Raw genomic sequence first — 15,435 nt, forward strand, 5'->3', positions numbered from 1 at the left:
CTTTAAAAAGCCAAAATTAAATAACAAAAAAAGAAGAACCTGAGTCCTTCTTAATTATACGGATATTGCTAAACAACACTATTTGACAAAGAGCCTAAAAATAAAGTGGAAAGGTTCTGTCGGCTCTTATTTTGAGCTAGAATCATCCGTTGTTGTTTCTTGTGTTGCGGCAGTATCTTCTGTTGTTTCAGTTGTGTTTTTTGCTTCAGAAGAGTCTTTTGTTTCCTCTGTTTCACTTGATGCCCCTTGATCAGCCGCTTCAATATAAGTGGTTAATAGACTAGCAAAAGCATCATCTTTAATTTTCACGTTCGCTGCTTTTAATTCTAAACCAATCACTTTGTTAACAAAGTTTTGATCAGATAAAATCGTATTTGTTGCAATTTCTTCCACTTGCTCTTGGTATTTACTCATGTCATTGCCTTTATCTTGGTTTTTCACCATTTTAACAATATAAAAAGCGTTACTATAGCCAGATTGTACCGTGATGACATCTGAAACTTCACCGTCTTTTAAAGCAAATGCTGCTTGTTGAACGGCTGCTGGGATTTCAGTCGATAAAGAATCAAATTTAACGGTACCATCTTCGTCTTTTGAAGCATGTAAAGAATTTTCTTTGGCAAGTTCACCAAAATTCGCATCGTCGGCTTTCGCTTTTTCTAATAAACTATCCGCATCTTCTTGTGAAGCAACCATGATGACTTGTGCTTCGACTTCAGGATGGAAAGCTTCCCAAGCGGCTTTTAAATCGGCATCGGTTAATTCAACATGGGCTTTTAAACCAGCTTGGTAAGCAAGACGGTCACGAATAATCGCATTGGCTTCTTTTTTCGTTAAGTTATTTTGTTGTAAAACGGTGTCTAAATCATCACCGAATAAATTTTTCAATTCTGCTTCAACGTCTTTATCAGTAATCTTATCACCATAGGCTTTGTTGAAAACTTTTGATAAAATCATATCAAAAACAATTTGTTGACTACTTTGTTGCGTTCTTGCATTATCGTAAAAATCAAGGGCCGTAATGGTAGCACCTTTCATTGTTGCGATATCGGTGTTTTTTTGATCATTTGAGCAAGCTGCTAAAGCTAAAACACTCATAGAAGTTGCTAAAGCTAAAATGATTTTTTTCTTATTCATTGGGTTACACTCCTGTAATTTAATTTCATTTCTAATGACAACATATACTATACCACACTCTTTTTTAGAAAAGAAAGGCGTGTAAAATTTTTTTGCGAAAAATTCGTAAAAAAGTCTAATTTTAAGGGGGAAATCATGCAATGTTCGCTTTTAAAAGAAAAAAACGCCTCACTTGTGGCATTTTGAGGCGTTTTTTTCTTTTATATTTTATTTTTTTTAAAATCAGCCGCGTCAAGATGTTGTTTTAATGTTTGCACTTGTTCACGAATGCGAGCCATACGAGGATTGGCTTGGAATTTAAAGTCTTCAATCTCTTGTGCGAGTTCTTTTTGAAAAGTCGGTAAGATTTCTTGCGCGAGTTGTTGTGTTTGAAGCAAATTTGCTTGAACGGTTTGAACATCTTGTTGCACCATCTGTACGTTTGCTAAGCCTTCATCGAAAACTTGTTTTAACTCGGCTTGCGTTTCTTGGCCTTTTTTAGGTGCAAATAATAAACCACCAGCTGCACCAATCACGCTACCAAAAAGTAGGCCTTTCATAAATCGAGCAGACATTTATTTCACCTGCTTTGCAATTTTAGCGGCAATTTCAGTTAATTCCTCAGTAGTGTATCGTTCAAAGTTGTTGCTAAAATGAATCGAGAAGTCATCTTCTTGATCAAAGCGTGGAATGAGATGCACGTGTGAATGAAAGACGCTTTGGTAAGCGAGTTCTTTATTGTTATTAACGATGTTTAAGCCTTGCATGTCAGGAAAGGCTGCTTCGAGTGCGCGGGCAATTTTAGGTACGCGAGCAAAGACTTGGCTAGCGAGTTCTTCATCGTAAGAAAAGATGTCTGTAACGTGTTTTTTAGGGACGATTAGCGTATGCCCAGGCGTCACTTGCGAAATGTCTAAAAAAGCATAAACGGCTTCGTCTTCATAAATTTTATAGCTAGGAATTTCTTGTTCTATGATTTTACAAAAAATACAATTGTCCATCTAAAAAACCTCCGAATGTTTTTCTATTACTGTATCATATTTCGGTGAGAAAGAAAGCATCCAAGAGTTTCTTTTTTCGATTCTTCGTTAATCGCATCACAATCTAATAGGTTTTTAGTTGCTTAATTTTTCATTTATCAGTAAAATGATTTGGAAGAAGTAGTTCGAGAGAGGAAGTTTAAGATGTCAGGTTTTACTTTAGGTAACAGCGCTACATTAGCAACGGTGACAATTCGAGTGAAGGATCGCGATAAGATGATTGCATTTTACCGCGATTTGATTGGCTTTGCTTTAAAACAAGAAGAAAATGCGTTAGCCATTATGGGAACAAAAGAAAATGAAAAAGAACAAATTTGGTTAGAAGAAAGCCCAAGAGCAACGGATCATTTTGGTGAAACGAAACGCTTAGCTAATTATGCCATCTGGTTAGATTCTTTAACAGATATTGCGAGCGTGTATCAACGTTTGAAAAAAGCGGCATACGCGAACTTGCAAGTGAATATAACACCGACACAAGTAACACTAAACATTGTTGATCCAGAAGAAAATATTTTAATTTTATCTTGTTTAAATTCGGAAGAAAAAGTGAAACTAGAAGCGGATTTGAGCGCGCTCGCAACGGAAGAAGCCCGTTTTTTAGCGCCAAGTACGCGTGTGTCGACTTTATCATTTAATACACCTGACATTAGTCAGATGCAAGACTTTTTCAATCAAACACTAGGTTTTCAAAAGAAAGCAACGAGTGTTAGTCTACCAGATACGTTAGATATTGAGTTAAATACATCGAATAGTGATAAAATTTTGACACCAAGTCATGAGATTTTAGGAATTGATTTTGTCAAATTTATTTTATCAGAAACCGATTTATTTGCTTTAGAACAACATTTAATTAGCATTGAACAAGAATATTTCATTGATCAAAAGAAAACGATTTTAACCGTCTACGATCCAATCGGCATTGAATGGTGGTTTATGCGTGAAAAAGTAAAATAACTTTTAAAAGGGGAAAGCTTTTCTCCTTTTTTTGTGGAATTTATGCCCACAAAAAATCAACTACGAATAAGGAGCAGTTAAAATGTATCCAAAAACGCAACAAATGATTGAAGAAAAACGAGCAGAAGGTCTTTTTTCGGGTGTCGCTTATCAACTAATTGATCGAGAAAAAGAAACCCAACAAGTCTTAGGCTGGGCCGCTACTTTGCCCGAAAAAGAAGCATTAACCTTTGATCACTTGTTTGATGTTGCTTCTTTAACAAAAGTGGTCTGTACAACAAGTGTCCTTTTACGTTTACTTGAAACAAATAAAATTGAGTTGGATCAAACACTGCACACGTACTTACCTACTTTTTTAGATGAACGGATTACCATTCGTCACTTGCTTACTCACACAAGCGACATTCAAACTTGGATTGAAAAACGTGATCAATTAGATCAAGTGGCATTAAAAGCTGCTTATTTGACGTTACAAGCAGGAGAAAACTTAGGCAAAAAAGTTTGCTACACGGATGCTGGAACAATTTTACTAGGATTTTTACTTGAAGAGCTTTATCAAAAACCTTTAACAGTCATTTTTCAAGAAGAAGTTCTTCAACCACTAGGGATGACGCAAAGCTTTTTCCCACCGTTTAGACAACCGCTAGTAGTACCAACTGAACAGTTAGCCAGTGGTCAAATTTTAAAAGGAATCACCCATGATCCTAAAGCGCGTGTTTTGGAATCTCATGCAGGCAATGCTGGCTTGTTTACGACACTAGCGGATTTGACGCGTTTTGTGCGCATGTACTTAGCCGGCGGGGCAGGTTATTTGAAAGCCACTACCATTTCGGCTTTATACCAAGACCATACCCCAAATCAAACGGGCTTTCGTTCGCTAGGGTGGGATTTGCGAGGAACAAAAGAGCAGCCAATTTTGTTTCACACAGGATACACTGGGACGTTTATGCTCATCGACGTGAAGCAGCAACAAGCCTTTATTTTTTTATCCAATCGGGTCCATCCAAAAGACGAACGAGAAAAATATATCAAACACCGCGATTTATTAATTGCGACATATTTAGCTGAAAAAAGTACCGCAAGCATGTTATAATAGGCAAGAAATAACGAATAAAGAAGGAGATTTTCATGCAACCACTATTTATGCAACCTGTTTTCCAAGAGAAAATTTGGGGAGGAAACCGTTTACGCACGGTCTTTGGCTTTGAGATTCCAAACGATAAAATTGGGGAAGATTGGGCAATCAGTGCGCATCCTCACGGTGTTAGTGTAATTGAAAACGGTCCCTATAAAGGCCAAACATTAGATCAACTTTGGGCACAACACAAAGAATTATTCGGCAACCCAACAGAAGAGGTTTTCCCGTTATTAATTAAAATTTTAGACGCAGAAGATGACTTGTCGGTTCAAGTACATCCAGACGATGCGTATGGTTTAAAACACGAAGGCGAACTCGGTAAAACCGAATGTTGGTATATTATTGATGCCGCTCCAGGAGCAGAGATTATTTATGGTCACCATGCCCAAACGAGAGAAGAATTAGCAGCGATGATTAACGAAGGCCGCTGGGATGATTTATTAACACGCGTACCCGTTAAAAAAGGCGATTTCTTCTACGTACCAAGTGGCACCATCCACGCCATTGGCAAAGGCATCATGATTTTAGAAACACAACAAAGTTCAGATACGACTTACCGTGTGTACGATTACGATCGAAAAGACGACAGTGGCAACCCACGCGAACTGCACATTCAACAGTCGGTGGATGTAACGACGGTTCCTGCTAAAGCACCAGCCTTAAATATTCAAGAAGTCAGAAAAGGAAATTCAGCCGTTGTAACATACGTGAAAACAGACTTCTTCAACGTTTATGAGTGGCAAGTCAAAGGTGCTCTAAGCTTTAGCAAACAAGCGCCGTACACGTTAGCAACGGTAATTGACGGATTTGGTCAATTAGTTGTTAACGGTGAAACGTATGAACTAAAAATGGGTACGAGCTTCATCTTACCAGCTCAAATTGAAAACTGGGAAGTGCAAGGCGAGTTAACGATTATCGCTTCAGAACCAGGGAAATAAGCAGCGATTAGAGGCTGTCATTTAAAAAAATCGATTTGCAAAGAGTACGTTTCTTTTGCAAATCGATTTTTTGATTTTGGAGGAAAATGCGATGCAATTACCTGGTCAATAAAATAAAAGCCACCGCCATTTTCCGTGAAATAAAAGGAAAATGGCGGTGGTTTAACCTTAGTCGTATTCGAGTTAGGTCATTTTTACAACGAGGGATTGTACGTGGCAATGGATGGATTTGACCTTAAAAAGACGTTTCAAGCCAATGAACAATCGTTTGGGCGATTTGGGTTTGTTGGTCTAAAGGTGTAATTGTTGCATTGGAATCCCCTTTTTGAGGACCATAAAGCCCAAAGCCAGCGTGGTTCCCACCTTCAATTGAAGCAAAACGCGTTTGGCTTGGTAAGTAGGCTTTGGCTTGTTCATAGTTTGCTTGGTTTAACACACCATCATTGGTGGCGGTAATTGATAAAACGGGCCAGTCTAATTGGCTAAGATCCCCTTTTTGGTCCGGATAACTGGCTAAAAAGAGGAGGCCGGCGATTTGTTGCTTATTTTTGGCGGCAAATCGACTCGCCATAACACCGCCAAGTGAATGGCCGGCTAGCACAAAAGTTTCTTCTGGGCGTGTTTGTAAAATTTTCTCTGCGATATTGCCTTTTAAGACCGCTAAATTAAAAGGAAAGGAAACGACATAAACATCATAGCCAGCAGTGGCGATTTGTTGCGCTAGGACACTGTAACTCGCTGGGTCAACTAACGCTCCCGGATATAAAATAATGCTAGTCGAATGTTCTTTTTTGCTCGTATAAAAGGTATAGTCTTTTGTGTGAACGGCTTGCTCGCTCAGGATTTGGGCTTGGTTTGAAGCAGGATACATTTGCTTTTGAAGCAACAAAAAGCCAAAGAGTAATAGAAGAAAAAGCGCTCCAATTGTTCGCCATTTTTTAGGGCTCTTTTTTAAAAGCGTCATTTTACGCCTGCTTTCTTATTCAAAACGGTTTCGCGTGGAATTAATTCGTGTGGTACGACGACACGTAGACTCGTTTTAGCAGAACCTTCTTGGAGTTGGGCCATTAATTGTTGGGTTGCAATTTTTCCAAGTGAAGCGACATCAATGTCCATACTCGTTAAATAGGGATGCGTTAAAGTCGTGAAAATCGAATTGTTAAAACTAATCACAGATAAGTCATCGGGCACTTGATAGCCGAGTAGTTGAGCTAATTGAATGATACGTACGGCAAATAAGTCGTCAATCACGACGAGTGCCGAAGCTTGCGTCTGTTCTAGAATATCAGCGAAATTCGTATAGTCTTCGGCTGATTCAAAGGCAACAGCTGGAAAATGAGGCAAGTTCGCCATCATTAATGCTTTTTGGTAACCAAAAAAACGTTCAAAATATAAATTTTCATGCGTGGTATTGGTCGCAAATAAAATTTTTGTGTGCCCTTTTTCAATTAAGTATTCGGTCGCTTGTTTACCAAGTAGTTGGTTATCGTTATCGACATACATCACTTTTTCTTCTTGGGTATACGGTTGTCCAATTAAAGTAAAAGGAATTTTTTCTTCAATTAAGTATAAAATAATCGGATCAAATTTATCAGAGTAAGTGAGGATAAAGCCGTCCACTTGTTTTTGGCGATGCATGCGTTTGACGTTTTCAAGTAATGTTTCAAAATCTCGTGCAGAAGCGACCGCAACTGACATGTTTGACTGGCGAGCTTCTTCGTTAATCGTTTCAATCGTTTCTAAGTAAAAAGGATTACCTAATCGTTCTTTTGAATCTAGTGGTGGTAAGATCACACCAATCGCGCTGGCAATTTGTTTTCCTAAGTTTCGAGCCGCTAAGTTTGGCGTATAGCCAAGTTCTTCCATGACTTTGCGGACTTTTTTCTTGGTTTCTTCAGAAATACTCGGGTGATCATTAATGACACGCGAAACAGTAGAAGTAGCCACGCCCGCTTTTTTAGCGACGTCTTTTACGGTAATACTCATTTTTTTCACTCCCTTACAAAAAATTATCGTATCATACTCGTGATTTGAATACTACTAAAAAACCAAAGCAATCAAAGAAAACGACTGAAAAAGAAAGATTCCTTCAGCCGTTTTCTTTTCCCTATCATTGATTAAGCAAGAGGGAGTGAGCAAGTTTCATTCAATGTAATTTGTTCTTCGTAAACGTTAAAACGTAAAGGTTCTCCTTCTAATAAGCGGAAATTCACTGTTTCAGCATTAACCGTCACAAAAATTAACCGGCCACGATAGTTAATGTGAAAAGCATAAGAGCGCCAAGCTTTTGGTAAAAATGGTGCAAAACTTAGTTCGTTCCCAAAAGTTTTCATTTGCGCAAAACCTTGGACAATCGCTAGCCAACTACCGGTCATCGAAGTAATGTGCAAGCCATCTTCCGTATCGTTGTTGTAGTTATCTAAATCAAGGCGTGCGGTGCGCTCATACATTTCTAACGCTTTTTCTTCTAAACCAAGTTCGGCAGCTAAAATCGCATGGATACTTGGAGAAAGGGACGATTCATGAACGGTCATTGGTTCATAAAATTCAAAGTTTGCTCGTTTTTCTTCTAACGTAAACTGATCACCAAAGAAATAAATTCCTTGTAAAACGTCGGCTTGTTTAATAAAACAAGAACGTAAAATATGATCCCATGACCATTTTTGATTAAGTGGCAAGTGAATCGGGTCTAATTCTGCCACCGACATTAACTCTTTATCTAAGAAAGTGTCGTGTTGGACGAAAACGCCTAATTCTTGATCAACTGGGAAATACATTTTTTCAATAATTTCTTGCCAGTGCGCTTGTTCCTCCGCAGAGATGGTTACGCTTGTTTCATTTTCGTAGTTTAAATAATTTTCTAATGTATAACGTAAAACCCAAGTGGCCACTGTATTCGTGTACCAGTTATTATTCACGTTATTTTCGTATTCGTTTGGACCGGTAACGCCGTGAATCATATATTTGTTGGTGCGTTTTGAAAAGTGTACACGATCTGCCCAGAAGCGCGCAATTTCGACTAAAACTTCTAAACCTTCTTGTTTTAAGTAACGGTCATCGCCAGTATAGTTTGTATAGTTATAAATCGCATAAGCAATCGCACCATTGCGGTGAATCTCTTCAAAAGTAATTTCCCACTCGTTATGACACTCAACGCCAGTAAAAGTCACCATCGGATAAAGGGCGCCTTTTAAGCCTTGTTGACGGGCGTTATGTTGTGCTTGTGGCAATTGGTTGTGGCGGTATTTTAATAAGTTTTTGGTGACTTCTGGTTTGGCTAACGCTAGGTAAAGTGGCACGGCGTAAGCTTCGGTATCCCAATACGTAGCCCCACCGTATTTTTCACCGGTAAAGCCTTTTGGCCCGATATTTAGACGCTCATCTTCACCGTAATACGTTGCAAAAAGTTGGAATAAATTAAAGCGAATCCCTTGTTGGGCCGCGTCATCGCCTTCAATGAGGACATCAGCGAGTTCCCAACGTTTTTGCCAAGCGCGGACGTGTTCGGCTTTTAATTGCGCATAATCTGCTCCAAAATCATTGAATAATTGTTGTGCGAATGGTACTTGTTGCGCGGCTTTTGTATCGCGACTCGTCACAATAAGCACTTGTTTTTCTAACGTTACTTGTTCATTGGTTTTTAAATCGAAGGTAAAGTGTTGGCTCATGCAGAGTGGTTCGCTCGTTGTTTTATCACTCGGCAGATTATGAGCCATACTAGCCGTAATCGTAAATTGTTCAATCCCAAAATCATTTGCAACCGTTTGCGTTGTTAAAAAACTTCTCCCGTCCGCTTCATGAGTGGCAATGGCTTGCCAAAACATTTCATCGTAATTGCTATCTTCGTTTTGAATGTTGTTATCTAATTTTGAAATGACTTCAATTTTAGCTTGTCCCGCTAAAACTTTCGCCTTCATTTGAATCATTGCGAGTTCTTTTTTTACGACACTTAAAAAACGCTCAAAGGTAAACGCGACACTTGTTTCACCAATTGTTACCGTAAATTTACGGGTTAAGAGCCCTTTTTCCATATCGAGTTCTAAGTAAAAATCTTGTACGTCCATTTTGGCTAAATCAATTTCTTGCTCATTCACGAAAATGGACATGGCTGTAAAGTTCACGGCATTGATCACTTTTCCGAAATATTCTGGGTAACCATTTTTCCACCAGCCCACTCGGGTTTTATCAGGAAACCAAACTCCAGCCAAATAAGTGCCGAGATGGTGATCACCACTATAACTTTCTTCAAAATTCCCACGCATCCCCATATAGCCATTCCCAATACTGGTTAAGGATTCTTGTAAGCGACGATTTTCTTTATCAAGTTGGTGAGTTTTAATTTTCCAAGGATCTATTTCAAATAAACGCTGAATCGATTTCATTTTAACGCCTCCAAATGTTCTCTATTTATAGTTACATCATAAACGCAATCGGTTGCGTAGTCAAGTAAGATTCTTTCGTCCTAAGAGGGAAAAATTCCTAAATTTGGGAAACGCCCGGTAAATGCGGGAACGACAAGGAAATATGCTATAATTTATTTGAAGATAAAGGAAGTAGGAAGATAGATGAAAATATTAACATTAAATACGCATAGCTGGTTAGAAGAACAGCAAGCTGAAAAAATGGACCGCCTTGTTGAAAAAATTGTAACTGAAGATTATGATTTGATTGCCTTACAAGAAGTCAATCAACGCGTAGGAGGAGAGCGCGCCGTTTTAGATGATTGGTATTGTCTAAATGAAGACAATGACCGCTTTCCGATTTTAGTGGATAATTTCGCTAAAGTTTTAGCCGAAAGATTACAAATTGCTGATTGTGATTATTACTGGACGTGGGCGTTTAGCCATATCGGTTATGAAGTCTTTGAAGAAGGTTTGGCTTTGTTTTCTAAGACGCCTTTATTAAGTACTTGTACACGCGTTTCAGCTTGTGATGATTTTGCGGATGCGCGCCGTCGTATTTTATTAAGCGCGGTAACGGAACACCAAGGACAACTCTACACGTTTGCTAGTGCCCATCATTCTTGGTGGGAAAATGGTGCTTTTCAAATCGAATGGCAACAAGCTGAAGCTTATTTGAAACAAAGTCCGTACCCGATTATTCTAGCAGGCGATTTTAACCAAATTGCTGGTACAAAAGGACATGATTTAATTTTAGCGAGCGAATTAAAACTTCAAGACGCCTACTTAGCCGCAGAAGTTAAAATTGGAGCCGCGACGATTGAAGGGCCCATTGCTGGTTGGGAAGAAGTGGCAGAAGCGTTACGAATTGATTATGTCTTTTTCACGGATGCGTGGGTTGCCAAAAAGTATGAGGTCGTTTTTGAAGGCCAACGTGAGCCTTTAGTCAGTGATCATTTTGGCGTGGCCGTTGAGTTGTTGCTAAATAAAAAATGCTTAGAAAAATCTTGAAAAAGATTTTTCTAAGCATTTTTGTTTGTGTTTATAAATCAAATAACGGTGCTTGTTGTTCCGTTTGGCCAAGCGGATAATCAGGGATGGTTTTTTCTTCTGGAAATAAAATAACGAGTAAATCGTCTTTGCCTTGTTCTTTTAAAAAGGCGCGGTCGATTTTAGCTAGCCGTGTGTTCGGCGTCACTAAGTCGTTTTCTTTTACAAAAATTTCAAAACCCGCACCATTTAACTCAACCGTATCTAAGCCCATGTGCAGTAAAATCGCTTTTTTGTCTTTTGTTTCCAGACTAATCGCATGTTTAGTTGGAAAAACCGACGTTACCCGCCCTTCAATCGGAGCGTAAATTTCGTCGCTGGCCAGTTCAATTGCTAGGCCTGGTCCCATCATCCCTTCAGAAAAAACGGGATCAGGTACTTGCGCAAGTGCAATCACGGTTCCGTTGGTGGGGGCATGGAAGGCTAATGTTTGTTTCTTTTTAAAAAATGAGAACATAATTAATTCAATCCTTTCAATCGTAAATTTAAAAAGGTGACGAGTAAGCTGAAAAGCAGTAGGGCGAAGGCACTTGCCCAAACAATCCATGTTTGTTTAGTAGTAGGGTTTTCGCAATCATGAGAATCTAAAAAATGATAGGAAAGATAAGCTAAAAGCACTCCAGGAAAGTTGAATAATAGCAATTGTTGGACGATAGCAAAAAGTAAGAATTTTCCTAGGAGACCTTGTTTGCTGTTTGAAATTTGTCGAACGTAATAAAAAAGTGAGGTCATCATTAAAAGTAAGCAAGTCACGAGTAAGCTTACCGTATAGGTCGGATTACTTGTGAGTAAAATAGTAAACGTTTGTCCTTTCAAGACACTAGTAAAAAGCAAAAATAAAAAGAAAAAAGCCGAAATAACTAACCAATACCCCATTAAGAGGTGTTTCATAAAAGGTTTTGCTTTCAAAAAGCTCATGTTGATTCCTCCACTTGTTGTTGATAAATACCATAAGAACGATATAAATAATCAATTAATACATGAATTGAAATTAAAGAAATCACTTCTTTCTTTTTCTTCCCAATATTAAAACTCGAGCAATAATAATTTAAATGATGGGTACTATTACGGGCAAAATAATTATTACCAGACGCGGTAATGGTTAAAACAGGGATTTTTCGCGCTTGAAAAGAAGTTAGATTCATTTTTACATCATCGGTTTCACCACTCACAGAAGAAATGACGACACAATCTTCCGCCGTAATCATCGGCATGGCAACGTCTAATTCTGTTTTATTTGGGATTAAAATCACTCTTTTTTCAAGTGTTAACATCAGCTTTGAAAATTCTTCGAGTGGCTTTTTTTGTGAAAAACCGGTTGAATAACAATAAATCGTTTTACTGTCATGGAAAAGCTTGTTAATTGGTGTGAGATCAATCGAATCCAAATAATGAATCGTTTGCGTGATGTCTTCAATTTGCATGGCAAAAAGTTCTTTTTCACTTGTTTGTTCCAGGGGTTCCTTGTTTTCATTTTTCAAGAAATATTTAAATTCTGAATATCCTGAAAAACCTAACTTTTTAGTTAATCTTAAAATGGATGATTTAGAAGAATGGACTTGTTCCGCCAAATCAATAATACTAAGATTTTCTACTTGTCGTGTATTTTCTAAAATATAATACAAAATCGATAAATCCAGTTCACTCAAATCTTTAATATGCTGATGGATCAATTGTTCAAATTTCACGTCAGCCCCTCCTTTTTCTAGTATTATACTAGAAAAGAAGGGGCGTCGTGTGAAAACTTTCGCTTGTCTAGTTTAATTCAGGCCAAAAATCAAGATTAACCGCGATGAGTTCATCTAAAATTTGTTTGGCTACTCGCGCGTTAGGTACAATTTTTGAAAGGGTTAAAGCTTGCCACAGTTTTTGGTAAGAGCCTTCCACCCAAGCTTCAACGACTAATTTTTCAACGGCCACTTGTTGTTCCATTAAACCTTTTTGGAAACGAGGAATTTCGCCTTGTGTCAATGGTTCGGGTCCATTTGCTCCAACAATACAAGGAACTTCAACCATCGCAGTATCGTCAAAGTTTACAATAGCGCCTTTATTTTGCACAATAAGTAGCATGCGCTCATGCGTGTTATAAGCAATTGCCCGAGCTAAATCAACGATATAACTTGCATGCTCATCAATTTCAAGGGTAGTGCCAAGCGAAGACCCACGCTTAGTAATCGCATGGCACTCACCAAAGACATGGCGCTCGCGTCCAGCCATGACTTCATTTGCTCGCGTATAATCGGGATTGGCTGTAGCCACTTCATCTTGTGGGTAGAAATAATATTTTAAATAAGTATTCGGTAAAGTGGTTGGGTCAATATTGTAAATTTCTTTGGCTTTGGCAAAAGTATGCATCCAACTGGCGTCCATGTGTTGCGATTCTGCTATTTCTTCTGGTAAAGAGTAGCCATGCTGTGCCACGTGGGCTTTAATTTGGGGCATTAAATCATTGCCTTCAAGGTCACGAATATCCGTCCACCAACCAAAGTGGTTTAAGCCGTAGTAACGAACAACCATCTCTTTTCTAGAAGTTAAGCCGATTGCTCTGGCCATGCGCTCTTCAATTCCGACTGGCATATCACAAATATTAATAATTTTTGAATGCGGGCGTAATTTCCGTGTGGCTTCCGCGACAATGGCGGCTGGATTGGAATAATTTAACATCCAAGCATCGGGTGAATATTTTTCCATATAATCTAAAATTTCTAAGACACCACCAATGGAACGCATACCATAAGCGATTCCACCAGGTCCGCAAGTTTCTTGGCCAATCACCCCATATTTTAGTGGGATTTTTTCATCCAGTTCACGCATCGCATAAAGACCTACGCGAATGTGCGCCATAACAAAATCAACGTCAGTAAAGGCTGTTTTTGGATCCGTTGTTGCCATAAATTGAATATCGGACGCTTTTTCTTTTAATAAAATTGCACAAGCATCAGCAATTTGTTTTTGGCGTTCTTCGTTATTATCATAAAATTTAATTTGACGGATGGGGAAACGCTCTAAGTGATCAAGCAACATTAAGACAATACCAGGTGTAAACGTACTGCCGCCACCAGCAATTACGATTGAAAATTTCTTCTTATTCATACTAGTCACCTTTCTTTTTACTTAATCTTGTATCTAATCTTGTATCTCAAGTAGCTTTTCAAATTGTTCGCGCACTTGTGGGACATCTAAACCGACGATGACTTGAAAGGCATTGCCGTTTCGCACGACACCATGTGCACCGCCTGAACGAAATGAATCATCCGGTAACACGAGTGATTCGTCTTTTACCGTAATTCGTAGACGTGTTGCGCAATTATTGACTTTGTCGATATTATCGGTGCCACCGAAACTTTCTAAAAAGACGGCTGCTTGTTCTAAATAACGATTGCTTGCCATAGCAGGTGTTTTTTCACCTAGCGTGCCAGCTTTTTTTTCTTTATAATCTTTTTTGCTAAATAATTTAATTTCGGCGTCATCAATTTCTCGACCAGGCGTTGCTAAATTCATTTTGACAATTAAATAACGGAAAACAAAGAAATAAATGACGGTGAAGCTTAAACCAATCGCTAATTGAGTGAATATCATCCCTTTATGATTGGCAAATAAAGGAATCCAGTTCTTAGCTAATAAATCAAGGAAACCACCGCCCATATCACCAACAACCCCAAAAGCAAACATGGTTGCTGACATTGAGGCCGCAAGTAATGCGTGAATTAAAAAGAGTGGCGGAGAGATAAATAAGAACGTAAATTCAAGCGGTTCCGTAATCCCAGCTAAAAAGGCCGTTAATGTAATCGGGATTAAAATCGAAAGAACGCGTTTTTTATTTTCAGGGCGTGCCGTAAAGTAAAGAGCCGCTGCGATTCCGAGAGAACCAAACATTTTTGAGTTGCCGTGTAAAGCAAAGCCACCTTCTGGGAAAAGTTGTTTCACAGGTGTTGTCGACGCAGAGAAACTATTTAAGTTAGCCATCCAAGCCTTCGTAATCCCTTCCGGAACCACTGCTGGACCAAAAACAAATGGTGAATAAATAAAGTGATGCAATCCAGTTGGAATTAAAATCCGCTCTAAGAACGTATAAATCCAGACGCCTAAAACGCCTGAAGTAGCTAAAAATCCTTGCATGGAGCTAATCCCAAATTGAATTTTCGGCCAAATTAAACAAACGAGAAAGGCCATTGGAACCATCGTGAAAAAGCCGATAATAACGACTAAAGAAGAACCTTGGAAAATTCCTAAGAAATCCGGCAATTTCGTATCAAAAAAGCGGTTATGAATGAAAACAACAATCGCAGAAATCACAATCGCTCCGACAATTCCCGTATCGAGCGTTTGAATGCCGGCAATTAATTTCATACCACTTTCACCACCGACTTCTTGGAAGAAATCAACCCCAAAGAATGGACCAAAATATTTTAACATGCCACTGACGAAGTATTGGAACGTTAAATACACCACAAAAGCTTCCATAACTGCTCGGGCATTGGCTTTTTTAGCTAAACCAATCGGTAAACCAATCACAAACAATAATTCCATTTGATTGAAAACAGTCCAAGCCCCGTCTTCTAAAATCGACCAAACACTATACCAAGTCGTGCCCTCTGTCGCGATACTGCCGACTAACATTGGATTTTTAAAAATAATTGCAAGAGAAACCATTAAACCAGAAAACGAAAAGAGTAATACCGGGGTAAACATGGCTCCACCGAACCTTTGTACTTTTTCCATCATAAAACCAAACAACTCCTTCAATAAGATTTATCAATTGATAAGATAACTGTACGCTAAGCTGATAACGGTTACAA

The 15,435-nt window shown here is 38.7% G+C and carries 15 protein-coding genes; 4 read left to right on the plus strand and 11 right to left on the minus strand.

All coding sequences use genetic code 11. From position 1 onward, the window contains the following. Nucleotides 1–126: 126 nt before the first annotated feature. The 3 genes from JOD14_RS07850 to JOD14_RS07860 form a co-directional block, all read right to left on the minus strand. Entirely contained in the window at nucleotides 127–1,137 is a 1,011-nt protein-coding gene (locus tag JOD14_RS07850) for a peptidylprolyl isomerase (protein WP_204654279.1), read from the minus strand. A gap of 200 nt (nucleotides 1,138–1,337) precedes the next feature. Further along, entirely contained in the window at nucleotides 1,338–1,691 is a 354-nt protein-coding gene (locus tag JOD14_RS07855) for a YtxH domain-containing protein (protein ID WP_204654280.1), read from the minus strand. Then, entirely contained in the window at nucleotides 1,692–2,117 is a 426-nt protein-coding gene (locus tag JOD14_RS07860; protein WP_204654281.1) for an HIT family protein, read from the minus strand. A 183-nt stretch (nucleotides 2,118–2,300) separates the two neighbouring features. On the opposite strand from JOD14_RS07860, the gene JOD14_RS07865 reads away from it, so the two are divergent. The 3 genes from JOD14_RS07865 (at nucleotide 2,301) to manA (ending at nucleotide 5,186) form a co-directional block, all read left to right on the plus strand. Continuing rightward, nucleotides 2,301–3,110, plus strand: coding sequence for a VOC family protein (locus JOD14_RS07865; RefSeq protein ID WP_204654282.1), 810 nt, complete (start codon nucleotides 2,301–2,303; stop codon nucleotides 3,108–3,110). Nucleotides 3,111–3,192: 82 nt separating this feature from the next. Further along, nucleotides 3,193–4,203: a serine hydrolase domain-containing protein gene (locus JOD14_RS07870; protein ID WP_204654283.1), complete on the plus strand. Its 1,011-nt coding sequence runs from the start codon at nucleotides 3,193–3,195 to the stop codon at nucleotides 4,201–4,203. Between the two features lie 35 nt (nucleotides 4,204–4,238). Then, nucleotides 4,239–5,186, plus strand: a complete 948-nt coding sequence (manA, locus tag JOD14_RS07875; RefSeq protein WP_204654284.1) for a mannose-6-phosphate isomerase, class I — start codon at nucleotides 4,239–4,241, stop codon at nucleotides 5,184–5,186. Nucleotides 5,187–5,421: 235 nt separating this feature from the next. Here the strand turns inward: manA and JOD14_RS07880 are convergent, their stop codons facing one another. From JOD14_RS07880 to JOD14_RS07890, 3 genes are all read right to left on the minus strand, one after another. Continuing rightward, a complete protein-coding gene (locus tag JOD14_RS07880; protein ID WP_204654285.1) occupies nucleotides 5,422–6,150 on the minus strand; it encodes an alpha/beta hydrolase in 729 nt (242 codons plus the stop codon). Further along, on the minus strand, nucleotides 6,147–7,172 hold the full coding sequence (locus JOD14_RS07885) for a LacI family DNA-binding transcriptional regulator (RefSeq protein WP_204654286.1): 1,026 nt from the start codon (nucleotides 7,170–7,172) through the stop codon (nucleotides 6,147–6,149). Before JOD14_RS07885 ends, JOD14_RS07880 begins: the two co-directional genes overlap by 4 nt. A gap of 131 nt (nucleotides 7,173–7,303) precedes the next feature. After that, a complete protein-coding gene (locus JOD14_RS07890; protein ID WP_204654287.1) occupies nucleotides 7,304–9,568 on the minus strand; it encodes a glycoside hydrolase family 65 protein in 2,265 nt (754 codons plus the stop codon). A gap of 183 nt (nucleotides 9,569–9,751) precedes the next feature. On the opposite strand from JOD14_RS07890, the gene JOD14_RS07895 reads away from it, so the two are divergent. Further along, on the plus strand, nucleotides 9,752–10,597 hold the full coding sequence (locus JOD14_RS07895) for an endonuclease/exonuclease/phosphatase family protein (RefSeq protein WP_204654288.1): 846 nt from the start codon (nucleotides 9,752–9,754) through the stop codon (nucleotides 10,595–10,597). 31 nt (nucleotides 10,598–10,628) lie between these two features. Here the strand turns inward: JOD14_RS07895 and JOD14_RS07900 are convergent, their stop codons facing one another. The 5 genes from JOD14_RS07900 to JOD14_RS07920 form a co-directional block, all read right to left on the minus strand. Next, nucleotides 10,629–11,093: a PTS sugar transporter subunit IIA gene (locus JOD14_RS07900; protein ID WP_204654289.1), complete on the minus strand. Its 465-nt coding sequence runs from the start codon at nucleotides 11,091–11,093 to the stop codon at nucleotides 10,629–10,631. A gap of 2 nt (nucleotides 11,094–11,095) precedes the next feature. Beyond that, entirely contained in the window at nucleotides 11,096–11,554 is a 459-nt protein-coding gene (locus JOD14_RS07905; protein WP_204654290.1) for a hypothetical protein, read from the minus strand. After that, the gene (locus JOD14_RS07910; protein ID WP_204654291.1) at nucleotides 11,551–12,324 is read right to left on the minus strand and encodes an SIS domain-containing protein; all 774 of its coding nucleotides are present in this window, start codon (nucleotides 12,322–12,324) and stop codon (nucleotides 11,551–11,553) included. Before JOD14_RS07910 ends, JOD14_RS07905 begins: the two co-directional genes overlap by 4 nt. Before the next feature lie 67 nt (nucleotides 12,325–12,391). Then, entirely contained in the window at nucleotides 12,392–13,729 is a 1,338-nt protein-coding gene (locus JOD14_RS07915; protein WP_204654292.1) for a 6-phospho-alpha-glucosidase, read from the minus strand. Between the two features lie 33 nt (nucleotides 13,730–13,762). Next, nucleotides 13,763–15,361, minus strand: a complete 1,599-nt coding sequence (locus tag JOD14_RS07920; protein WP_204654293.1) for an alpha-glucoside-specific PTS transporter subunit IIBC — start codon at nucleotides 15,359–15,361, stop codon at nucleotides 13,763–13,765. Nucleotides 15,362–15,435 lie beyond the last annotated feature (74 nt).

The sequence above is a fragment of the Enterococcus lemanii genome (genome assembly GCF_016909125.1).
In the GTDB taxonomy this organism is placed as follows: domain Bacteria; phylum Bacillota; class Bacilli; order Lactobacillales; family Enterococcaceae; genus Enterococcus_I; species Enterococcus_I lemanii.